We start from the raw sequence: 22,198 nt of genomic DNA on the forward strand, positions 1-22,198 counted from the left end.
GGGGTCAGATGCCGCTGGGGGTCATCGGCTGCATCAGGCGGCGGGCCGCCTCGGTGATGGAGCCGGACAGCGAGGGGTAGACCGCGAAGGTGTGGGCGACCTGGTCGACGGTGAGCCGCTGCTGCACCGCCAGCGAGACCGCCAGGATCAGCTCGGACGCGCGGGGGGCGACCACCACGCCGCCGAGGACGATGCCGGTGTGCGGGCGGCAGAACAGCTTCACGAAGCCGTCGCTGAACCCCTGCATCTTCGCCCGGGCGTTGGTGGCCAGCGGCAGCTTGACGACGGTGGCCTCGATCTCGCCGGCCTCGATCGACTTCTGGGTGACGCCCACCGCGGCGATCTCCGGGTCGGTGAAGATGTTGGAGGCGACGGTGGCCAGGCGGAGCGGCTGCACCGCCTCGCCGAGCGCGTGCCAGACCGCGATCCGGCCCTGCATCGCCGCGACCGAGGCGAGCATCAGCACGCCGGTGCAGTCGCCGGCGGCGTACACGCCGGGCGCCGAGGTGCGCGAGACCTTGTCCACCTGGACGAAGCCGCCCCGGTCGAGGGTGACCCCGGCCTCCTCCAGGCCGATGCCCGCGGTGTTGGGCACCATGCCGACCGTCATCAGGCAGTGGCTGCCCTCGGCGGTGCGGCCGTCCTCCAGCGTGACGACCACGCCGTCGGCGGTGCGCTTGACCGACTCCGCGCGGGAGCGGCCCATGACGTTCATCCCGCGCCGGCGGTAGACCTCCTCCAGGACCTCCGCGGCGTCGGCGTCCTCGTTGGGCATCATCCGGTCACGCGAGGACACGAGCGTGACCTCCGAGCCGAGCGAGCGGTAGGCGCCCGCGAGCTCCGCGCCGGTGACGCCGGAGCCGACCACGATGAGGTGCTCGGGCAGCTCCCCGAGGTCGTACAGCTGGCGCCAGGTGAGGATGCGCTCGCCGTCGGGCTCGGCGCCGGTGAGGATGCGCGGGGTCGCGCCGGTGGCCACGATGACCACGTCGGCCCGGATCGTCCGGTCGCCGGCCCTGACCACCTGCGGGTCGACCAGCCGCCCGGGTGCCCGGACCACCTCGACCCCCTCGGCCGCCAGCCTGGCCGCGATGTCGGCCGACTGGGCGCGGGCCAGCTCCTTGACGCGCCGGTTGACCTCCGGCATGTCGGCGATGACGCCGCCGGCGTCGCCGTCGGGGCCGCCGGTGTAGTGGACGCCCAGCATGCTGGCGTCGAGGAGCGCCTGCTTGCGCACGGAGCTGGCGATCAGCGTCTTGGACGGCACGCAGTCGGTGAGCACGCAGGCCCCGCCGGGACCGTCCTGCTCGACGACCGTGACCTGTGCGCCGAGCTGCGCGGCCACGAGTGCCGCCTCGTAACCGCCGGGTCCGCCGCCGATGATAACGATCCTTGTCACATCCCTATTCTTCCGCATTACCGGACCGGTCGGCTCGCCGTACCCCGGGAAAGCCGCGGAACCCACGGCGACGGCGGGGAAAATCGACACCGGCCGAGCCTGCGTGATCGCCGGGCGGTTCTTCGATTAGTGTTTGGTGCCGTGCCTGTCTACGCCGCCTACGGCAGCAACATGGACCCGAAGCAGATGGCCCAGCGGGCCCCCCACTCCCCCATGCGGGGATCGGGCTGGCTCCAGGGCTGGCGCCTGACGTTCGGCGGGAACGACCTCGGCTGGGAGGGCGCGCTCGCCACCATCGTGGAGGAGGCCGGCGAGCAGGTCTTCGTCGTCCTCTACGACGTGCCCGAGTGGGACGAGACCACCCTCGACCAGTGGGAGGGGGCCGCGGCCGGCCTCTACCACAAGGTCAGGCTCCGGGTGCAGACCCTGGAGGGCGAGGTCGTGGCCTGGTTCTACGTGCTCGACGGCTACGAGGGCGGGCTGCCCTCCGCCCGCTACCTCGGCATCCTGGCCGAGGCGGCGGAGAAGGCCGGGGCGCCCGACGACTACGTCCGGGCGCTGCGTGAGCGCCCCTGCTCCTCCCTGGGGAGCTGAGCGACGTCCCGCCCTAACGGCGAGTAACCTCTGATGCGTGACGAATGACCCTTATGCACTCGCCGAGGACGCCGCGACCGCTCTCAAGGACGCCCTGGGAGTCGAGTCCGTCGATGTCGCCCTGGTGATGGGTTCGGGCTGGGTCCCGGCCGCCGACGCGATCGGTGAGACGATCGCCGAGGTCCCGGTGACCGACCTGCCCGGGTTCGCCCCGCCCCTGGTCGCGGGCCACGCGGGCCGGATCCGCGCGGTGCGGACCGCGCTGGGCAAGATCGCGCTGATCTTCCTGGGCCGCACCCACCTCTACGAGGGCCGCGGTGTGGAGCCGGTCGTGCACGGCGTGCGGACCGCGATCGCCGCCGGCGCCCGCACGGTCGTGCTGACCAACGCCGCGGGCGGTCTGCGCCCGGAGACGCAGGCGGTCGGCGAGGCCGTCCTGATCAGCGACCACATCAACCTGACCGGGGCCAACCCGATCACCGGCGCCACCTTCATCGACCTCACCGACGTCTACACCCCGCGCCTGCGCGACCTGGTCCGCGAGGTGGACCCGTCGATGGCGGAGGGCGTCTACATCGCGTTCCGCGGCCCGACCTACGAGACCCCGGCCGAGGTCCGCATGTGCCGGGCCCTCGGCGGCGACATGGTCGGCATGTCCACCGTGCTGGAGGCCGTCGCCGCCCGCGAGGGCGGGGCCGAGGTGCTGGGGATCTCGCTCGTCACCAACCCGGGCGCCGGGCTGGTGGGCGAGCCGCTGAACCACCACGAGGTGCTGGAGGTCGGCCGCGCCACCGCCTCGCGCATGGGCGGGCTGCTGTCGAAGGTCGTCGACAAGCTCTGACCCCCGTCCCGGCCCGCGAGGAGGCCGGGACGCCGAGAAACCACCCGGCAGGGCCCGCGGGGCGGGCCGGCCCGATGACGGACCCGGCGGAGGCGGCGGGCCGCCGCCGGCAGGAGGCGACGTTGAACAGCGATCTCGTACGGCGCGCGCGGGACTGGCAGGCCCAGGACCCCGACCCGGAGACCCGCGCCGAGCTCGGCGCGCTGCTGGAGGGCGGTGACGGGGCGGCGCTGCGCGAGCGGTTCGGGGCCAAGCTGGAGTTCGGCACCGCGGGGCTCCGCGGTGAGCTGGGCGCCGGTCCCAACCGGATGAACCGGGTCACCGTCATGCGCGCCGCCGCGGGCCTGGCCCGGGTGCTCGGGCCGGGCAGGCACGTCGTGATCGGCTACGACGCCCGGTACAACTCCGACGTCTTCGCCCGCGACACCGCCGCCGTGCTCACCGGCGCCGGGCTGCGCGCCTCGGTGCTGCCCGGCCCGCTGCCCACCCCGGTGCTGGCCTTCGCCGTGCGGCACCTCGTCGCCGACGCCGGCGTGATGGTCACCGCCAGCCACAACCCGCCCCGGGACAACGGTTACAAGGTCTACTGGGGCGACGGCTCGCAGATCGTGCCGCCGGTGGACCGGGAGATCTCCGACGCGATCGACGCCGTCGGGGACGTCTCCCGGCTGCCGCTCGGCTCCCCCGACGACGACACCTGGACCACGCTGGGCAAGGAGATCGTGGCCTCCTACGTGGACGCGGTCACCGCGCTGCCGATCGGGGACGCCCGCGACCTGAAGGTGGCCTACACGCCGCTGCACGGCGTGGGCGCGGTGACGCTGACCGGCGCCTTCCTGGCGGCCGGGTTCGAGGCCCCGGTCATCGTGGACGCCCAGGCCGCCCCGGACCCCGGCTTCCCCACCGTCGCCTTCCCCAACCCGGAGGAGCCGGGCGCGATGGACCTCGCGCTGGAGCTCGGCGGGCGGATCGGCGCGGACATCGTGCTGGCCAACGACCCCGACGCCGACCGCTGCGCGGTGGGCGTTCCCCTGCCGGACGGCGGCCACCGGATGCTCACCGGCGACGAGCTCGGCGCCCTGCTGGGCGAGCACGTGATCCGGAACACCTCCGGCGACGAGCGCCTGGTCGCCACCACCATCGTCTCGTCGTCCCTGCTCGGCAAGATCGCCGCCGGGTACGGCGTGCGCCACGCCGAGACCCTCACCGGCTTCAAGTGGATCATGCGGGCCGCGGGCGGCGACCTCGTCTTCGGCTACGAGGAGGCGCTGGGCTACAGCGTCGGCACCGACACCGGTCTGCCGGTGCACGACAAGGACGGCATCGGGGCGGCGCTGACCGTCGCCGGGCTGGCCGCCCGCGCCAAGCGCGACGGCCGCACCCTGCTCGACCTGCTGGACGACCAGGCCCGCCGGTACGGCCTGCACGCCACCTCCCAGCTCTCGGTCCGGGTGGACGACCTGTCCCTGATCGCCGGCGCGATGGCCGGGCTGCGCGCCACGCCGCCGGCCGAGCTGGGCGGCCGGAAGGTCGAGTCCGCCGACGACCTGCGCGAGGGCGCGGGCGGCCTGCCGCCCACCGACGGCCTGCGCTACCGGCTGTCCGGCGGCGCCCGCGTCGTCGTCCGCCCGTCGGGCACCGAGCCCAAGCTCAAGTGCTATCTGGAGGTCGTCGTCCCGGTCACCGGGGAGGTCTCCGAGGCGCGGACCCGGGCCGCCGCCGACCTGGACGCCCTCCGCGCCGACCTGTCGGCCGCCCTGGGCCTGTAGGGGCCGGGGTCCCCCGTGGGGCCCGGTTCCGCTCCTTCCCCGGAACCGGCGCCCGAGTTCTCGGTGACCGCCGCGGACGATGGTCTCATTTCTGAGACACTCAGAAATGAGACCATCGTGGCCGTCGGACGGGTCCGCTCAAAGAGCGAGGAAGACGAGCGGACCACGGCGTCCGTCGTCCGCCGTCGAGTCAGAGGACATCGATGGGCCGGCATCGTGGTCCCGCTCAGGACGGTTCACCTGGCTTTGGTGACTATCTGTCCCACAGGGCGCTGATGGGCAACGCTGTCAGCCTGTCTCCGAACGACAGCGATCTCACCCCGGTGTAGAAGACGAACCCGTGGACGAAGCTCTCACCGAGGCTTTCACGCAGTGCGATAAGTCCCTTGAAGTCATCCTGCTTGACGGCATCGGTCGCCTTGGCCTCCACGCCGACGACCCGCCCATTGTTCCGTTCGAGGACGAGGTCCACTTCGGCGCCCTGGCTGACCCTCCAGTGGTGAAGACCCACGGGGAACGGCGCCCACGTGGCCTGCTTCGCGATCTCGTTGACGATGAACGACTCGACGAGAGGTCCGCGCGCCGGGGAGACCCTCGCGGCGAGGCCATCCGCGTCGACGCCGATCAGATGAGCGGCGAGGCCGGTGTCGGTGACGTGAAGCTTGGGGCGGCGAACCGCCCGAGCCGTGAGGTTTCTGGACCATGCCGGAATCTGGCGGATCAGGAAGACCGTCTCCAGCAAACCGAGGTAGCGGCTGACCGTGGTCCGGTGGAGCTGGAGATCACTGCTGATCTTCATGATGTTCGGCTCCTGCGCGGTGCTCGCCGCCGCGAGGCTGAGCAACTGCCCAAGATTGCTCGGCTCGTCGACCCTGGCCATCTCCCTGATGTCCGTGTCGATGACCGACTGGACGTAGGTCCGGTACCAGCTGCCCCGGGTGAACTCCGACCTCATTCCGATCGCCTCGGGATAGAACCCTCGGCAGACGAGCTCGAAGTAATCCCTGCGCTCATGGTCACTGAGCGAGGACGAGCGCAACGCCTCGGGGTTGTCGAAGGCGGCGACCAGAAAGGACCCACCGGTGGGAGCCAGCTCCTCCTGCGCGAAGGGCCAGACCTCCAGGATGCCGGCTCGCCCGGCCAGGGACTCGCTCAACGACGGCGTGGAGAGGAATCTCGTGGATCCCGCCAGGACGAACTGGCCGCGCTCGGGGTTTCGGTCGACCTCCGCCTTGATCGCCAGGATCAGGTCGTCTCCTCCTCGCTGGATCTCGTCGATCATCATCGGGCGCGATCCATCGGTGATGAAGGCGGATGGGTCAGCCTGCGCGGCCGCTCTCAGCGGACCATCATCCAAAGTGAGATACGTCCCGCCTCTTCCGGCATTGAGTTGCTGGAGCAAGGTCGTCTTACCCGACTGTCTCGGCCCGTTGACGATCACCACCCGGAAGGCGTCCAGAAACTCCTCCGCGTGCCCGATCACACGACGTGAGATCAACTCGGACATGGTTCCCCTCCCCTCGGCAACGGACTCAGCATAGACCGCACCGACATTTCACGGGGCATGTAACCGACAGTTCACAGAACATCGGCCGACATTCGACGGCCCCTTGAAATCACAGCTCAGAAGGGAAAGCCGACATTTCACGGGGTGCCTGACCGACACTCCACGTACCGCCAACCGACATTTGACGGAACGAGAAACCGACAGATTTCGCCGTCGCTCGACACAGACCGAGGGAGGATGCGTCCTCCGGTGGCGGGCCGCGGCCGGAGGGATGGAACAGAGGGAGCGGCGGGCGGGGGCGGCGCGCCGGCCGTCCCCGCCCGTGGCCCGTCGGGTCGGAACGACCCGGTGTCTCCCGTCAGGAGACCACCACGGCGGCGACCACCACGGCGAGCGCGCCCAGCAGGGCGATCATGGCGGCCGGCGCCCAGGTGAGCCTGATCGGAGCCCGCCCGGCGTCCCCCGCGTCCCCGGCGGTCGGCGCCGTACCGGAGCCGGGGGCCTTCGCCGTACCGGAGGCACCCGCCGCGCCGGCGGTCTGTGCGGCGGCGAAGGCGGCGGCCCGGCGGGCCGACTCGGCCCGCTCGGCGATCTGCTCGGCCACCCAGTCCGCGTGGGTCTTGCCCGCCAGCAGCTGGGCCGCGGCCTGCTCCCCCTTGGTGGGCGTCGCCTCGGTGCGGAACCGTCCGCCGGTGCGGGCGGGCCGCGCCCGCCGCGCGGCCGAGGCCCGCTCTCGGCCGGAGGTCTGCGGCGTCCAGCAGCGTACGACCGTGTCACCGGAGGTGATCTTGATCGAGTGGGAGACCGTGACATCGTCCACGGCCGTCCAGGGGAGGAACGTGTCCCTGAACGGGTTGCGCACCAGCACGCCGTCCTCGGCCAGGACGACCCCGGGCCGCAGGCAGGTGATGTAGACCAGCGCGGTGATGACCGCCAGCACCGCGCCCGCGACCATCGACTCCGGCCCGCTGTAGCGGACGACGAGGTCCACCGCGTTGAGCGCGGCGAACACCATCCAGACCCAGCCGAGGATCAACGCGGCCCTCGACCGGAACACCTGCTTCATACCACCGACCCCACTCCCGGAGCCCCGCTCACGCCTGCCACTTGAGCCGCGCGAAACCGGGCTTGATGACGCCGTTGATCAGCGCGAGACGCTCGTCGAACGGCAGGAACGCCGACTTCATGGCGTTGATCGTGAACCACTGCAGGTCGTCCCAGCCGTAGCCGAACGCCTCCGACAGCTTGGCGAACTCCTGCGAGACGCTGGTGCCGCTCATCAGCCGGTTGTCGGTGTTGACGGTGACCCGGAAGTTCAGCCTCCGCAGCAGGCCGATCGGGTGCTCGGCGATGGACGGCGCCGCGCCGGTCTGCAGGTTGGAGGTCGGGCACATCTCCAGCGGGATGCGCTTGTCGCGGACGTAGGCGGCGAGCCGGCCGAGCTTGGCCTCGCCGTCGCCCGTCACCGTGACGTCGTCGATGATCCGCACCCCGTGGCCGAGGCGGTCGGCGCCGCACCACTGGATCGCCTGCCAGATCGACGGCAGCCCGAACGCCTCGCCGGCGTGGATGGTGAAGTGGGCGTTCTCCCGCTGGAGGTACTCGAAGGCGTCGAGGTGCCGGGTCGGGGGGTAGCCCGCCTCGGCACCGGCGATGTCGAAGCCCGCCACGCCGACGTCGCGGTAGCGGACCGCGAGCTCGGCGATCTCCATGGACCTGGCCTGGTGGCGCATCGCGGTGAGCAGGGTGCCCACCCGGATGTCACGGCCCTCGGAGCCGATCCTGAAGCCCTCCAGTACGGCCTCGATGACCTCCTCCAGGCTGAGCCCGGCGGAGGTGTGCTGCTCGGGGGCGTAGCGCACCTCGGCGTAGACGACGCCGTCGGCCGCGAGGTCCTCGGCGCACTCGGCGGCGACGCGGACCAGCGCCTCGCGCGTCTGCATGACACCGACGGTGTGGTCGAAGGTCTCCAGGTAGCGCTCCAGCGAGCCGGAGTCGGACGCCTCGCGGAACCAGGTCCGCAGTTCCTCCGGATCGGTCGTGGGCAGCCGGTCGTAGCCCGTCTCGCGGGCGAGTTCCACGATGGTCTCCGGCCGCAGACCACCGTCGAGGTGATCGTGGAGCAACACCTTCGGAGCCCGGCGGATCTCCTCAAGGGTGGGTAGCTGACTCATCTCGCCATCTTACGTCGCAGGTCGGAACGGAAATCTTGCAGGCGGATCGATCCCGCCCGCCGGAAGGCCCGGCGGGGACCCCTCCCACGTGGGAGGAGCCGCGGGGCCGTGGACACGAAAGGAGGCGCCGCGCGGCACCGCCCGGGGCCGGGCCTACTCCTCGCGCCCGGCGCCCTCGGGCGAGAAGGCGGGCAGGCAGACCGCGACGTACTCGGCGCCCTCGGGGCCGCTGCTGTAGCGGATCTTCTCCCCCGGATCGCTCACGAACGCCTGCCCGGCGCCTACCTCGGTCGTGCCCCCGGCGTGCTCGACGATGACGGTGCCCCTGAGGACCAGCGTGTACTCGGTGAACTCCGGCGTCTGGGCCGGCTCCTCCCACCCCGCCGGGGCCTTCATGTGGGCGATCGAGACGGTCTCGTCACCGCTGTTGACCCGGCCGACGTACTCGTCGATCACCTTGCCGCCGGGGACCGGGATCCGCGTCGCGCTGTCGATTCTGCGTACCATCCGACCAGTTTGTCACTTTCCCGGCCGCGGACCAGCCGTGAATCGGGCGGGAATCGGCCGGAACCGGCCGGGGAGCGGCCGGGGAGCGGCCGGGGAGCGGTCAGTGGGCGACGTCGATAACCAGCCGGTTCGGGCTCCGCTGCTCCGTCACCCGGAATCCCGCCCGGTGGTCCAGGACGATGCCGACGCCCACCACGCCCTCGAAGTCGCCGGTCTTGACCACGTTCTGCACGTTGCCCAGCCCGGCCTGGAAGATCGGCCCGCCCGTCCAGGTGGGTTTCCCGGAGCCGCCGTGCGCCGCGGCCGGCCGCATCCTGACCTCCAGGTAGGCCCCGCCGGTGGCGTCGATCGGGTCGCCCGACCCCTCCTGGACCAGCTTGGGCACCCAGCGCACGGTGTACCCCGGCAGGGCGCCCTTCACGTCGATCACCACGCGGTCGAACCCGTCGTGCTCGGCGAACCGCGCGCCGGTGACGATCGGCGACTCGTCGAGGTCGCGCTCGACCTCGATCTCCCGGGTGCCGGTCGGGGGTTTCCGCCCCGGCCGCGCGGCGGATGTGGCGGCCGGGGAGGACGGCGGCGCGGCGGGGGCCGAGGAGGCGCCCGGCGCCCCGGGGGCGTCCGAGGTCGCCGTGGCGGCCGGCGGGTCGGCCGGCGTGAAACCGGTGTCCCGCGCGGCGGCGCCGCAGCCGGCGGCCGGCAGGCCGAGAAGGACGAGGGTGAGGGCGACGCGGATGCGCTTCATGGTGGGCCTCCTACGTCTTAGATGCCCCGGGAGCGGGGGCGGTTCACCCCGTGGACGGCACCGGCCACCGCGCCGCTTCGATCATCGCAGGTCAGACGGGGGAAAGCGCCGGAACCACGTCAGACGGTCTCCAGCACCCTGTCGTCCGGCGTCCCGCCGTCCGCCGCGGGGACGGCCGTACGGGCACGGCGGAGGCCGGTGAGCGCGACCACCAGCCCGGTCAGCCCGAGGATCGCCGAGACGGTGATCGCCGCGCGGAAGCCGTCGAGCGGGTCGGCGCTCGTGTTCGAGGTGAGCACGGCCGTCACGACGGCCAGCACGACCGCCCCGCCGACCTGCCCGGAGGTGTTGAGCAGGCCGGAGGCCAGCCCCTGCTCGTCGTCGGCGACACCGTTGGTCGCCTGGATGTTCAGCGACGGGAAGGACAGCGCGAAGGCGATGCCCAGCAGGACCATGCCGGGGATGACCAGCGTGACCAGGTCCGGGTCCGCGTTCACCCGGAGGAAGAAGGCGTAGCCGCCGGCCAGCGCGGCCGAGCCGATGACGATCAGCCGGGCGGTGCCGAACCGGTCGGCCAGGTCGCCCATCTTGGTGGAGGTCACCGCCACCAGCAGCCCGGCGGGCAGGAACGCCAGCGCGGTCGCCAGGGCCGACCAGTGCAGGAAGTTCTGGAAGTACTGCATGGCCACGAACTGGAAGCCGACGTAGGAGCCGAACAGGATGACCAGGCCGAGGTTGGCCCGGACGATCGGGCCGGACCGCAGGATGCCGAGCCGTACCAGCGGGTGCCTGACCCGCCGCTCGGTGACCACGAACGCGACCAGCAGCGCCACCACCCCGGCCAGCGAGCCGACGGTGCGGACCGAGCCCCAGCCGGCCTCGGGGGCCTGGACCACGGTGAACACCAGCAGCAGCATGGAGGCGGTGATGGTGACGGCGCCGATGAGGTCGTGGCCGCCCTCGGCCCGCTCCTCTTCGCGCCGGGGCAGGAACCGCAGTGCCGCGACCAGCGCGATGACGGCGACGGGGACCGGCATGAGGAACGTCCAGCGCCAGCCGAGCTGGGTCAGGAAGCCCGAGATGACCAGGCCCAGGGAGAAGCCGCTGGCGCCCGCGGCGGTGAAGACGCTGAGGGCCCGGTTGCGGGACGGGCCCTCGGCGAAGGTCGTGGTGATGATGGACAGCGCTGCGGGGGCGGTGAAGGCGGCGCTGACGCCCTTGACGAACCGGGCGGCGATCAGCAGGGTCCCGTCGCTGACCACGCCACCGAGGAGCGAGGCCACCGCGAAGACGGCCAGCGCGGCCAGGAAGACCCGGCGCCGGCCGAGCAGGTCGGCGGTGCGGCCGCCCAGCAGGAGCAGCCCTCCGTAGCCGAGCACGTAGCCGCTGACCACCCACTGCAGGGCGGAGGTGGAAAGGCCCAGGTCGGCCTGGATGGACGGCAGGGCCACGCCGACCATCGACACGTCGAGGGCGTCGAGGAACACCACGGCGGAGAGCACCGTGAGCGCGGCCCAAAGGCTCGCGTCCCAGCGTTCGTCGGGGGAGGAATGGATCATGCCGCATACTTTTCCATGCAGATGCATCTAATGCAAACGAATTTAATTCTTGTGCATTAAATGTTCACACATGGTACGATCCGCGCATGAGCGAGGAGTCCCTGGTCGGCGCCTGGCGCGAGGTGCTGGCCAAGCACGCCACGACCTCCTGCGTGCTGGAGCGCGAGCTCTCCGAGCGGCACGGGCTCGGCATGAGCGAGTTCGAGGTCCTGGAGCGCATGGTCGAGGGCGGCCGGGAGAAGTACCGCGTCCAGGAGGTGGCCGACGCGGTCCACCTCAGCCAGAGCGCCTGCTCGCGGCTCATCGCGCGCCTGGAGAAGGCCGGGCTGGTGCGCCGCGGGATGTGCGAGGCCGACCGGCGGGGCGTCTTCGTCCTCATCACCGACGAGGGCCGCGCCCGCCACGCCGAGGCCAGGCCCACCCACCGCGCCGTCCTGGCGGAGGTCTTCTCCCCCGCGGAACGTCTCACCTCCCCCGCCTGAGCCGCCCGGCGCGCTTCCGCGCCGTCCCGCGCCGTCCCGCGCACCTCCGAACCGGCCCGCACGCCTTCGAGCCATCCCGCACGCCCGCCGGCCCCCGGGCCCGGCGCGCCGGCGGATTCGGCTTCGCCCCGCCCAATATCCTGTCTCTCAAGATATTGTGGGAACATGAGCCCGCGAACGATGACGGAACCCGCGTTCCTCGTCCTCACCGCCCTCGTCGACGAGCCCCGCCACGGCTACGGCATCGTCCAGGAGGTCGAGAGGCTGTCCGGGGGGCGGGTCGAGCTGAAGATCGGCACGCTGTACGGCGTGCTGGACCGGCTGGCCGCCGACGAACTGGTGGCCCTGGACCGCGAGGAGGCCGAGCGGGGGCGGCTGCGCCGCTACTACCGCCTCACCGAACCCGGCGCCCGCGCCCTGGAGGCCGAGGCCGTACGGCTGGCCGGGAACGTCGAGGCCGCCCGTACCCGGTTAAGCGCCCGGCACGCGGGAGGCATGGCGTGAGCGAGCGCGACGAGCGAACCGGCGAGCACGGCGGCCCCGCGCACGCGACCGGCGAAGGAGAAGGCGTGAACGAGTACAGCGGCCTGCTCGAAGAGCGTTACCGCCGCGTGCTGCGGCTGCTGCCCGCCTCCTACCGCGCCGAGCGCGAGGAGGAGATGGTCGACGCCTTCCTGGAGGGTTCGGGCGGCCTGACCGACGCCGACGACCCCCGGCCGCGCTGGCCGGAGATCGCCAGCGTCGCCGCCCTGGCCGTGCGGGTGCGCCTCGGCGCGGGCGGCGCGGGGCCGCGGCAGCTCGTCCGGGGCGAGGCGGTCCGCCTGACGGCCGTGCTGGGCCTCGCCTTCTTCGCGATGAGGAGCTGCGACTGGCTCATCGACCTGCTGAGGTCGTACGGGGTCTTCGGCACGCCGCCCGCCGCCCCCGTCTCACCGGAGGACCCCGGGACGGCGGAGCGGGTCCGCGACATCGTCGGGTTGTTCGGCGCGCTGCTGCCGATCGCGGCCCTCGTCGCGCTCGTCCGGGGCCGTCCTCGCGTCGCGAAGGTCACGGCACTGATCTCCGTGGCCCTGGCGCCGCTCTCCGCGGTCCTGTACTACGGCCCCGGCCTCCAGGCACCGAGCGCCGCGTTCTGGGACATGTTCGCCCAGACCACGGCTCCGCACCTCCTGCTGCTCCTCGTCCCCATGCTGGCGCTCCTGTCCGGGTTCCACCGCGACGCGCCGCGGACGCCGTCCTGGTGGCCGGTCCTGTGGGCGCTGCCCGCCGCGGCGGTGCTCAACCTCGCCTTCAACGCCCTGGCCCCGATCGCGCTGGCCGCGCAGACCGACTTCCGGGTCTGGTCGTGGATCTGGCCGTGGTGGGGCGAGCCGGGGCTGGCCTGCCTGGCGCTCCTGGTCACGAGCCTGATCCGCGCCGTGATGTGGCTGAGGGGCGACGCGGGCAGGAACCCCGCCTGGCCGCTGGCACTGGCGGCGCTGTCCGTGCCGGTGGCGCTCGTCCGCCTCCTCGACCTGGTCACCGGGCCCGACCCGGCCACCGCCACGATGATGGCGGTGGACATCGGCCAGCTCGCCGCGGTCACGCTGTGCGGCCTGGTGTCCGCCGTCCTGGCCGCCCGTTCGATGCCCGCCCCGCCGCCCGCGGCCGCTCAGGCCGCCCCGCCGGAGAGCGCGGCCTGAGCACACCGACGCCCGCGGTCCGGCGGCGAGCCGGACGGCGGGCGTCGGGTGACCGGTCTCAGGCGGTGACGCGGTCGATGACCAGCGGGAGCAGGCCCGGGTCGGCGGTCTCGCCGACCGTGTAGGCGCCCTCCAGCGCCGCCAGCGCCCGCTCGAAGCGGGAGGCGTCGTCGGCGTGCAGGGTCATCAGCGGCTGCCCCTCGCGGACCTCGTCGCCCGGCTTGGCGTGCAGCGTGATGCCCGCGCCGAAGGACACCGGGTCCTCCTTGCGCTCCCGGCCCGCGCCGAGCCGCCAGGCGGCCAGGCCCACGCCGTAGGCGTCCAGCGTGGCGAGCACGCCGGAGGCGGGGGCGAGGACCTGCGTGGTCTCGGCGGCGACGGGCATCGGGGCGTCGGGGTCGCCGCCCTGGGCGCTGATCATCCGCCGCCAGACGTCCATCGCCGAGCCGTCCCGCAGCGCGTCCGCGGGGTCCTTGCCGCCGGCCAGGCCCGCGGCGTCGAGCATCTCGCGGGCCAGCCGTACGGTCAGCTCGACCACGTCGGCGGGGCCGCCGCCGGCGAGGACCTCGACGGACTCGGTGACCTCCAGCGCGTTGCCCACGGCCAGGCCCAGCGGGCGGTCCATGGCGGTGAGCAGCGCGACCGTGGTGACCCCGGCGTCGGTGCCCAGCTCGACCATGGTGGTCGCCAGCTCGCGGGCCCGCTCGGGGGTCTTCATGAACGCGCCGGAGCCGACCTTGACGTCCAGCACCAGCGCGCCGGTGCCCTCGGCGATCTTCTTCGACATGATCGAGGAGGCGATCAGCGGGATCGCCTCGACGGTGCCGGTGACGTCGCGCAGCGCGTAGAGCTTCTTGTCGGCCGGGGCCAGTCCCTCGCCCGCCGCGCAGATGACCGCGCCGGCCTCGCCGAGCACGTCGAGCATCTCGGCGTTGGACAGCGAGGCCCGCCAGCCCGGGATGGACTCCAGCTTGTCCAGCGTGCCGCCGGTGTGGCCGAGGCCGCGGCCGGACAGCTGGGGCACGTAGCCGCCGCACGCGGCGACCAGCGGGGCCAGCGGCAGCGTGATCTTGTCGCCCACGCCGCCGGTGGAGTGCTTGTCGGTGGTACGGCCGGGCAGCGCCGACCAGTCCATCCGGTTCCCCGAGCGGATCATCGCGGCGGTCCACTCGGCGATCTCCCGCCGGGTCATGCCGTTGAGCAGGATCGCCATCGCCAGGGCGGACATCTGCTCGTCGGCGACGACGCCCCGGGTGTAGGCGTCGATCACCCAGTCGATCTGCGCGGTGGACAGCTCGCGGCCGTCCCTCTTGGTGACGATGACGTCGATGGCGTCCACGGTCAGTCCCCCCGGCTGAGGTTGTCGGGCCCGAAGGCGTACGGCAGGATCTCCGCCATCGGCTTCGGACCGTCCACGGTCTCCACGAGCAGCTCGCCGCCGCCGAACTCGTACAGCAACTGGCGGCACCGGCCGCACGGCATGAGCAGCTCCTCGTGCCCGTCGACGCAGGTGAAGGCGACGAGCCGGCCGCCGCCGCCCGCCTGCAGCGCCGACACCAGGCCGCACTCGGCGCACAGGCCGACGCCGTAGGAGGCGTTCTCGACGTTGCAGCCGGACACGATCCGCCCGTCGTCCACCAGGGCGGCGGCGCCGACCGGGAACTTGGAGTAGGGCGCGTACGCGTTGGTCATGGCCTGCACCGCCGCGGTCTTCAGCGCCGCCCAGTCGATGCCCGTCTCGTCGGCCTTGCCCATGGAGGATCCCCCAGATGTCGTGGTCACTTCGCCTGTCCCCTGCGGTACGGCACGCCGTTCGCGGCCGGCGGGCGCAGGCGCTGCGCCGCCAGTGACAGCACCAGCAACGTGGTGATGTGCGGGGTGACCGAGGTGAACTGCGCCGCGATCGTGTCGGTCAGCGCGAACACGGCGAACACCGCGACCGCGGCGACGGCGGTGATCAGCGCCGCCCGGGTGCGGTGCTGCCGGACGAGCTGGTAGACCGCCAGGCCGGCGATCAGGATCGCGACGAGCAGCAGCAGCGCGTGCACCGACTCGCCGCCCCGGCGGAGCTGGAGCGCGTCGGTGTAGCCGAACAGCGCCGCGCCGGCCGCCAGGCCGCCCGGACGCCAGTTACCGAAGATCATCGCGGCGAGGCCGATGAAGCCGCGGCCGCCGCTCTGTCCCTCACGGTAGGCGCTGGCGGCCACCAGCGACAGGAACGCCCCGCCGAGGCCGGCGAGGGCGCCGGAGACGACCACCGCGACGTACTTGTAGTAGTACACGTTGACGCCCAGCGACTCCGCCGCCACCGGACGCTCGCCGCAGGCGCGCAGCCGCAGGCCGAAGGCCGTCCGCCACAGGACGTAGAACGTCAGCGGGACGAGCAGGATCGCCAGGATGGTGAACAGCGAGACGTTCGTGGTCAGGCCGCGCAGGATGCCCGCCAGGTCCGACAGCAGGAACCACTGCTTGGACTCCAGCGAGGTCAGCGCGTCGGAGACCCCGGGCAGGCTGACGGTCCCCGGCTTGGGAACCGGCGGCGACTGCGTGTCGCCGCCGCCGGGCATCTCGGCGAAGGTGATCTTGGACAGGAACTGGGTGACGCCACCGCCCAGGATGGTGATCGCCACACCGGAGATGATGTGGTCGACCCCGAACGTCACGGTCGCGATCGCGTGCAGCAGGCCGCCCAGGGCGCCGCCGACCGCGCCGGCCACCACGCCCGCCCAGGGGTTGGCGAAGTGGATCGCGCCCCAGGCTCCGCACCAGGTGCCCATGATCATCATGCCTTCGAGGCCGATGTTGACCACGCCGGCCCGCTCGGACCACAGGCCGCCGAGTCCCGCCAGGCCGATCGGCACGGCCAGCGCGACCGCCGCGTTGACCGCTCCGGCCGAGGTGAGGTCGCCCGCGCCGGTGAGGACGCGGACGACCGACAGCAGGACGACCAGGGCGCCGAGGCCGAGCAGCAGGAGCCGCCAGGTCAGCCGGAACTTTCCGGTCCCGCCCGGCTCCTGGACCCGCCCCTTCTCGACGGTGAGGGCACCTTCGCTCATGCCGACGCTCCTTCAGGCTGAGCCGGGGTCTTGCCGGCCAGTTCCTTGCTCACCCGGCGCTGCCCGGCGGAGATCTGGTAGCGGTGGACCAGCTCGTAGGCGACGATGACCGAGAGGACGATCGTGCCCTGCATGATGGCGACGATCTCCGGGGAGATGTCGTGCAGCTGCAGGATGTTCGACGAGGCGTCCAGGAAGCCCCACAGCAGGGCGCCGAGCGCGATGCCGACGGGGTGGTTGCGGCCCAGCAGCGCGATCGCGATGCCGGTGAAGCCGAGACCGGTGGGGAAGTCCAGGCTGTAGCTGTAGGACGCGCCCAGCAGCTGCGGCATGCCGATCAGGCCCGCCATCGCGCCGGACATGATCATCGCGATGAGGACCATCTTCCTGACGTTGACGCCGCTGGCCACCGCGGCCGACTCCGAGCGGCCGGTGGCGCGCAGGTCGAAGCCGAAACGGGTGCGGTTGAGCAGGACGTGGTACAGCACGCCCATGGCGACCGCCAGGAGGATCAGCCCGAACACCTTCGTCCCGGTCCCGGGGATGATCTCCAGTCCGGGTACCCGGGCGGCCTCCGGGATCGGCTTGGTGCCGATGTTGTTGCTGCCCGCGACCTCGACCGCGAGGCGGTCGGTGTTGAGCAGCCAGGCGCCGAGGGCGGTGGCGATGGCGTTCAGCATGATCGTGGAGATGACCTCGCTGACACCGCGCCGGACCTTCAGCAGGCCGGCGATCGACGCCCAGCCGGCGCCGACCAGCATGGCGACGACGATGACGAGCACGGTGTTCAGCGGGCCGGGCAGGACGGCGGCGCCGCCCACGGCCGCGGCGATGAGCGCCGCGAGGCGGTACTGGCCGTCCACGCCGATGTTGAACAGGTTCATCCGGAACCCGACCGCCACCGCCAGCGCCGACAGGTAGTACGTCGTCGCGTAGTTCAGGGTGAGCACCATCGTCCGCGGCTGCACGCCGTAGTCGACCATGACGCCGAGCGTCTCCAGCGGCGGGCCGCCGGTGACCAGCAGGACGATCGAGGTGATCAGGCCGGCGAAGACGATGGCCAGGACGGGCGCGGCGAGCGAGAGCAGGCCGCCGAGCCTGACCCGGCCGAGCAGCCGGTCGGTGAAGCTCGACCCGGCGGGGCTCATGCGACCACCCCGGCCGTGCCTCGCGTTACGCAGATGTTCATGCCGCCTCTCCAGCACCGGTCATGGCCGACCCCAGCCGCTCGGGGGTCACGTCCCGCGGATCGACGTCCGCGACGATCCGGCCGCGCAGGATCACCTTCAGCGTGTCGGACAGGCCGATGAGCTCGTCCAGGTCGGCCGAGATCAGCAGTACGGCCAGGCCCGCGGCGCGCGCCGCGCGCAGGTGGTCCCAGATCGCGGCCTGGGCTCCGACGTCGACGCCGCGCGTCGGGTGGGACGCGATGAGGAACACCGGGTCGCCGCTCATCTCCCGGCCGACGATCAGCTTCTGCTGGTTGCCGCCGGACAGCGCCGCGGCGTCCACGTCGATGCCGGGGGTGCGGACGTCGTACTCCTCGACGATGCGCCGGGTGTCGGCGCGGGCCCCGGACCGGTCGATCCAGGGACCCTTGACGTTGGGCCGGCGCGTCTGGTGGCCGAGGATGCGGTTCTCCCACAGCGGGGCCTCCAGCAGCAGCCCGTGCCGGTGGCGGTCCTCGGGGATGTAGCCGATGCCGGCCTCGCGGCGGCGCAGCGTCGGCCAGGCGGAGATGTCCTGCCCGCCGAGCCGGATCTCGCCCTCGACGGCCCGCATTCCCATGATCGCTTCGACGAGCTCGGCCTGGCCGTTGCCCTCGACGCCGGCGATGCCGAGCACCTCGCCCTTGCGGATGTCGAAGCTGACGTCGTCGACGACGGGACGGCCGTCGGCGGAGCGGACCGTCAGGCCCCGCACCGACAGCTCGACCGTGTCGGTGACGGTGGACTCGCGGGTCTCGGGGCTGGGCAGCTCGCTGCCGACCATCAGCTCGGCGAGCTGCCGGGCGGTGACGTCCTTGGGATCGACGCTCGCCACGGTCGTGCCGCGCCGGATGACGGTGATCGCGTCGGCGACCGACAGCACCTCGTCGAGCTTGTGGGAGATGAAGATGATCGTGAGACCCTCGCGGACCAGCCCGCGCAGGTTGGCGAACAACTCGTCCACCTCGTGGGGCACGAGCACGGCGGTCGGCTCGTCCAGGATGAGGATCCGGGCGCCGCGGTAGAGGACCTTGAGGATCTCCACCCGCTGCCGGGCGCCGACGCCGAGGTCCTCGACCAGGGCGTCGGGATCGACGCCGAGGCCGTAGGAGCGGGAGATCTCCCGGATCCTCTCGCGGGCCGAGCCGAAGTCGAGGCCGAGACCGCCCTTGCGGGGCTCACTGCCCAGGACCACGTTCTCCAGGACGGTGAGGTTGTCGGCGAGCATGAAGTGCTGGTGGACCATGCCGACGCCGACCTCGATGGCGTCCGCCGGGGAGCGGAAGCTCACGGGCTTGCCGTTGACGCGGATCTCTCCCTCGTCGGGGCGCTGCATGCCGTACAGGATCTTCATGAGGGTGGACTTGCCCGCGCCGTTCTCGCCGACGACGGCGTGGACGTGCCCCTGTCGCACGGACAGGGAGATGTCGCGGTTGGCCACGACCCCGGGGAATCTCTTGGTGATTCCCTCGAGCTCGACGGCCGGGGTCGAGGTGCTGATGACGGCCTCCTCCGCACGGACGGCCCAGGTCACGGAAAGTGAGTGAGGGTGGGAACGGACGGAAGGGCCCGGGGAGTCGTCCACCGGGCCCTTCATCACTGTCGGCTCAGAAACGAGATCCGGTCAGGAGTTCTTGTCGGGGACCGTGATCTCGCCGGAGATGATCTTCTGCTTGTACTCGTCGAGCTTGGTCTTGATGTCGTCGATCTGACCACCGGTGGTGGAGTAGTCGACGCCGCCGGCCTTGAGGTCGTAGGTGATCGCGCCGCTCTTGACCGCGCCGTCGGCGTAGCTCTTCAGGAAGTCGAAGACCGCGACGTCGACCTTCTTGACCATCGAGGTCATGATGACGCTCTGCAGTTCGGAGGCGGCGGTCTTCGCCTGGTCGGAGTCGACGCCGATGGCCATGCCCTTGGCGGCCTTGGCGGCCTCGAACACGCCGCCGCCGGAGCCGCCCGCGGCGTGGTAGACCACGTCGGCGCCCGCGTCGAACATGCCCTGGGCGGCCGTCTTGCCCTTGGCCGGGTCGTTGAAGCCGCCGAAGTCCGGCGGCTCGCTGATGTACTTGCTGTCGATCTTGATGTCGGGCTTGACCGCCTTGGCGCCGGCCATGAAGCCCGCCTCGAACTTCGCGATCAGCGGCACCCGGACGCCGCCGACGAAGCCCACGTGGTCCTTCTTGCTCTTCAGCGCCGCGGCGGCGCCGACGAGGAAGGAGCCCTCGTGCTCGGCGAACATCAGGTTGGAGATGTTGGGGCCGGTGGCGTCGGCGTCGTCGACGATCGCGAACTTGGTGTCCGGGAACTCGGCGGCGACCTTCTTGAGCGGGCCGGAGTAGGCGAAGCCGATGGCGATGATCGGGTTGTAGCCGCCGTCGGCGAGCAGGCGCAGCCGCTCCTCCTTGGCCGCCTCGGTCTCGCCGTTGCCGGCCTCCAGCTCCTTGGTCTCGGCGAGGCCCAGCTCGCCCTTGGCCTTGTCCAGGCCCGCGGCGGCGGCGTCGTTGAACGACTGGTCGCCGCGGCCGCCGATGTCATAGGCCAGGCCGACCTTGGCGCCCTTGCCGCCGCCGGCGGCGGCGCTGCTGCTCCCGCCGTCAGCGGGCTTCGCCGACGAATCCTCGCTTCCACCACACGCGGCAGCTCCCATGAGCATGCTGCCCGCCAGTACGGCGGCGGCCAGCCTGCCGTATCGGTTCTGAAGCAAGACGGACTCCCTTCGCGAATTCGTGCACGCGCGAAGAGACGCACGGCAACCCTGCACGGAAGATAGTTGGTTGACCAGCGTTGACCAAACCAGGACACGAGTCCGAAACAGGTCCGTTATGCAGCTCAGGCCGCCCTGTGACACAGGGCGGCGGCCCCGTCTACCTACCGGTAATGTCGGTCGTCGCGCCGAACCGCCCGTCGCTCGGTGGTTTCCCCTCCGGGGGCCGCCCACCGGACCGTTCCGGCCACCGCCCCCGGTGTAGCGCATCTCACATCATGGACGGGATCGTAGATCTTTCCGGCGGGCCGGTCTCCGGCGTCCCGTACGGCCGCCCACCCGCCCCGCCGGGGTACGGCGCGGCCACCGGGAAGGCCGTCGGCCGGGACGTCAGTTGTCGGCGTTCAGCGACACGAGCGGCTCGCCGCTGCTGGGCCGCTGCCCCTCCCACAGGGCGGTGAGCGCGGTGGCCGCGAGGAAGCGCACCCCGGCGCCGATGCAGCTCTCGTCCACGTCGAAGGTGCCCTGGTGGATGTCGGCCAGGTGCGGCGAGCCCGGGGTGCGGGTGCCGAGCCGGGCATAGGCGCCGGGGATCGACTCGAGGTACCAGCCGAAGTCCTCGCCGCCCAGGCTCTGCTGGGTCGGCGCGGGAGCCCCGTCGCCGAGCACACCCTGGGCGGCCTCGGTGAGCATCTGCACGCTGACCGGGTCGTTGACCACCGGCGGGACGCCCCGGATGTAGTCCATGTGCGCCTCGACGCCGTAGGCGCCGGCGACCGAGTCGAGCAGGCCCTTGATCAGGTCGGGGGCGGCGTGCCAGGCGTCCTCGTCCAGGCAGCGCACGGTGCCCTCGGCCACGCCGTCGTCGGGGATCGCGTTGGCCACCGAGCCCGCCTCGACCCGGCCCCAGACCAGGCTCAGCGACGAGCGCGGGTCGACCCGGCGCGACAGCGCGGCCGGCAGCTCGGTGAGGATCTTGGCGAGCGCGAAGACGAGGTCGGCGGTGAGGTGCGGGCGGGCGGTGTGGCCGCCGGGGCCGCTGACCCGGATGGAGACCCGGTCGCAGGCGGAGGTGATCGGCCCGGACTTGAGGCCGACCCTGCCGACGTCCAGGCGCGGGTCGCAGTGCAGGCCGAAGATGCGGTCGACACCGCTGATGCCGCCGGAGGCCATGACCTCCAGCGCCCCGCCGGGGAGCTCCTCGGCCGGCTGGAAGATCAGCCGGACCCTGCCGGGCAGCAGCCCGGCCTCGGCCTGCTGGGCCAGGAAGAGCGAGGTGCCGAGCAGGACCGTGGTGTGCACGTCGTGACCGCAGGCGTGGCACACGCCCGGGACCGTCGAGCTGTAGGGCACGTCCTTCTCGTCGGGCACGGGCAGCGCGTCGATGTCGGCCCTCAGCCCCACGGTGGGCCCGTCTCCGCTGCCGACCTCGCAGATCACGCCCGTGCCGCGGGGAAGCACCGCGGGGACGAGGCCGGCCGCGATCAGGCGGTCGGCGATCCGCTGCGTGGTGCGGTACTCGGCGAAGGCGAGCTCCGGGTGCATGTGCAGGTCACGGCGGAAGTCAATGAGCTCCTGCTCTGACCCGGCGAGAAACGCGTCGAGCTCTCCCCGGAGATTACGCCCCCGCATTGTGCACCTTCCCATCCGCGTCAGCGGCTTCGAACGTCGCGGCAATCATGAACAACTGCCCCGGAATCACGTGATCCAACGGGCAGCCTGAAAACGGCCGTCGCGCCGATGGGCCGGAGTGGATGCGTGGACCGCGCCGGCGCGAATCAAGGAACGCCGACACGGAGGTGCGAGCCAGTGTGAGGCGACCGGCGTACCGACGATGACATCGACTTTATCCCTCCCACGCGGCCCCTCGCCGCCATCTGGACCAAATGTTTTGTCGCCCCGTGGCCTTCTCGGGCACCTTCTGACCCGTTGGAACCAGGGGTGATGACCCGTATTGGCCATGCCGGTAGC

At 72.0% G+C, this 22,198-nt stretch carries 20 protein-coding genes; 6 read left to right on the forward strand and 14 right to left on the reverse strand.

Annotation, left to right across the window (positions count from 1 at the left end; all coding sequences use genetic code 11):
* Window positions 1-4 precede the first annotated feature (4 nt).
* The gene (locus HDA43_RS10510; RefSeq protein ID WP_179819532.1) at window positions 5-1,399 is read right to left on the reverse strand and encodes an NAD(P)H-quinone dehydrogenase; all 1,395 of its coding nucleotides are present in this window, start codon (window positions 1,397-1,399) and stop codon (window positions 5-7) included.
* Window positions 1,400-1,540: 141 nt separating this feature from the next.
* On the opposite strand from HDA43_RS10510, the gene HDA43_RS10515 reads away from it, so the two are divergent.
* The 3 genes from HDA43_RS10515 to HDA43_RS10525 all read left to right on the forward strand — a co-directional run bounded on the left by HDA43_RS10515 (window position 1,541) and on the right by HDA43_RS10525 (window position 4,603).
* Window positions 1,541-1,993 (forward strand): gamma-glutamylcyclotransferase family protein, encoded by a 453-nt coding sequence (locus HDA43_RS10515; protein ID WP_179819533.1) that lies wholly within the window; start codon window positions 1,541-1,543, stop codon window positions 1,991-1,993.
* 37 nt (window positions 1,994-2,030) lie between these two features.
* Window positions 2,031-2,834, forward strand: a complete 804-nt coding sequence (locus tag HDA43_RS10520; protein WP_179819534.1) for a purine-nucleoside phosphorylase — start codon at window positions 2,031-2,033, stop codon at window positions 2,832-2,834.
* Between the two features lie 74 nt (window positions 2,835-2,908).
* Complete coding sequence (locus tag HDA43_RS10525; protein WP_179819535.1) at window positions 2,909-4,603, forward strand: phospho-sugar mutase; 1,695 nt, start codon at window positions 2,909-2,911, stop codon at window positions 4,601-4,603.
* Between the two features lie 253 nt (window positions 4,604-4,856).
* Here the strand turns inward: HDA43_RS10525 and HDA43_RS10530 are convergent, their stop codons facing one another.
* The 6 genes from HDA43_RS10530 to HDA43_RS10555 all read right to left on the reverse strand — a co-directional run bounded on the left by HDA43_RS10530 (window position 4,857) and on the right by HDA43_RS10555 (window position 11,095).
* Window positions 4,857-6,110 (reverse strand): ATP-binding protein, encoded by a 1,254-nt coding sequence (locus tag HDA43_RS10530; protein ID WP_179819536.1) that lies wholly within the window; start codon window positions 6,108-6,110, stop codon window positions 4,857-4,859.
* A gap of 358 nt (window positions 6,111-6,468) precedes the next feature.
* Complete coding sequence (locus tag HDA43_RS10535; RefSeq protein WP_179819537.1) at window positions 6,469-7,176, reverse strand: PH domain-containing protein; 708 nt, start codon at window positions 7,174-7,176, stop codon at window positions 6,469-6,471.
* Between the two features lie 28 nt (window positions 7,177-7,204).
* Window positions 7,205-8,284, reverse strand: a complete 1,080-nt coding sequence (locus tag HDA43_RS10540) for an adenosine deaminase (protein WP_179819538.1) — start codon at window positions 8,282-8,284, stop codon at window positions 7,205-7,207.
* Window positions 8,285-8,437: 153 nt separating this feature from the next.
* On the reverse strand, window positions 8,438-8,791 hold the full coding sequence (locus HDA43_RS10545; protein WP_179819539.1) for a cupin domain-containing protein: 354 nt from the start codon (window positions 8,789-8,791) through the stop codon (window positions 8,438-8,440).
* A 100-nt stretch (window positions 8,792-8,891) separates the two neighbouring features.
* The gene (locus HDA43_RS10550) at window positions 8,892-9,536 is read right to left on the reverse strand and encodes an AMIN-like domain-containing (lipo)protein (protein ID WP_179819540.1); all 645 of its coding nucleotides are present in this window, start codon (window positions 9,534-9,536) and stop codon (window positions 8,892-8,894) included.
* A 119-nt stretch (window positions 9,537-9,655) separates the two neighbouring features.
* Complete coding sequence (locus HDA43_RS10555) at window positions 9,656-11,095, reverse strand: MFS transporter (RefSeq protein ID WP_246423946.1); 1,440 nt, start codon at window positions 11,093-11,095, stop codon at window positions 9,656-9,658.
* An 86-nt stretch (window positions 11,096-11,181) separates the two neighbouring features.
* Here HDA43_RS10555 and HDA43_RS10560 point away from each other — a divergent pair, with 86 nt between their 5' ends.
* The 3 genes from HDA43_RS10560 (at window position 11,182) to HDA43_RS10570 (ending at window position 13,259) form a co-directional block, all read left to right on the forward strand.
* A complete protein-coding gene (locus HDA43_RS10560; protein ID WP_179819542.1) occupies window positions 11,182-11,577 on the forward strand; it encodes a MarR family winged helix-turn-helix transcriptional regulator in 396 nt (131 codons plus the stop codon).
* 165 nt (window positions 11,578-11,742) lie between these two features.
* Window positions 11,743-12,081: a PadR family transcriptional regulator gene (locus HDA43_RS10565; protein WP_246423947.1), complete on the forward strand. Its 339-nt coding sequence runs from the start codon at window positions 11,743-11,745 to the stop codon at window positions 12,079-12,081.
* Window positions 12,078-13,259: a hypothetical protein gene (locus HDA43_RS10570; protein ID WP_179819543.1), complete on the forward strand. Its 1,182-nt coding sequence runs from the start codon at window positions 12,078-12,080 to the stop codon at window positions 13,257-13,259. The genes HDA43_RS10565 and HDA43_RS10570 overlap by 4 nt, the downstream gene beginning before the upstream one ends.
* A 58-nt stretch (window positions 13,260-13,317) precedes the next feature.
* On the opposite strand, the gene HDA43_RS10575 is transcribed toward HDA43_RS10570, so the two are convergent.
* The 7 genes from HDA43_RS10575 to HDA43_RS10605 all read right to left on the reverse strand — a co-directional run bounded on the left by HDA43_RS10575 (window position 13,318) and on the right by HDA43_RS10605 (window position 21,859).
* The gene (locus tag HDA43_RS10575) at window positions 13,318-14,598 is read right to left on the reverse strand and encodes a thymidine phosphorylase (protein WP_179819544.1); all 1,281 of its coding nucleotides are present in this window, start codon (window positions 14,596-14,598) and stop codon (window positions 13,318-13,320) included.
* Window positions 14,599-14,600: 2 nt separating this feature from the next.
* On the reverse strand, window positions 14,601-15,014 hold the full coding sequence (locus HDA43_RS10580; RefSeq protein ID WP_179823075.1) for a cytidine deaminase: 414 nt from the start codon (window positions 15,012-15,014) through the stop codon (window positions 14,601-14,603).
* A 23-nt stretch (window positions 15,015-15,037) separates the two neighbouring features.
* Window positions 15,038-16,315 carry an ABC transporter permease gene (locus HDA43_RS10585; RefSeq protein WP_179819545.1) on the reverse strand — a complete coding sequence of 426 codons (1,278 nt, stop codon included), beginning with the start codon at window positions 16,313-16,315 and terminating at the stop codon, window positions 15,038-15,040.
* Complete coding sequence (locus HDA43_RS10590; RefSeq protein ID WP_179819546.1) at window positions 16,312-17,463, reverse strand: ABC transporter permease; 1,152 nt, start codon at window positions 17,461-17,463, stop codon at window positions 16,312-16,314. Before HDA43_RS10590 ends, HDA43_RS10585 begins: the two co-directional genes overlap by 4 nt.
* Window positions 17,464-17,500: 37 nt before the next feature.
* A complete protein-coding gene (locus HDA43_RS10595) occupies window positions 17,501-19,057 on the reverse strand; it encodes an ABC transporter ATP-binding protein (protein ID WP_312873172.1) in 1,557 nt (518 codons plus the stop codon).
* Window positions 19,058-19,147: 90 nt separating this feature from the next.
* Window positions 19,148-20,227 carry a BMP family lipoprotein gene (locus tag HDA43_RS10600; protein ID WP_218911676.1) on the reverse strand — a complete coding sequence of 360 codons (1,080 nt, stop codon included), beginning with the start codon at window positions 20,225-20,227 and terminating at the stop codon, window positions 19,148-19,150.
* Between the two features lie 390 nt (window positions 20,228-20,617).
* Window positions 20,618-21,859, reverse strand: coding sequence for an amidohydrolase (locus HDA43_RS10605; RefSeq protein ID WP_179819547.1), 1,242 nt, complete (start codon window positions 21,857-21,859; stop codon window positions 20,618-20,620).
* Between the last annotated feature and the right edge of the window lie 339 nt (window positions 21,860-22,198).

Source organism: Streptosporangium sandarakinum (genome assembly GCF_013409935.1).
Taxonomy (GTDB): domain Bacteria; phylum Actinomycetota; class Actinomycetes; order Streptosporangiales; family Streptosporangiaceae; genus Streptosporangium; species Streptosporangium nondiastaticum.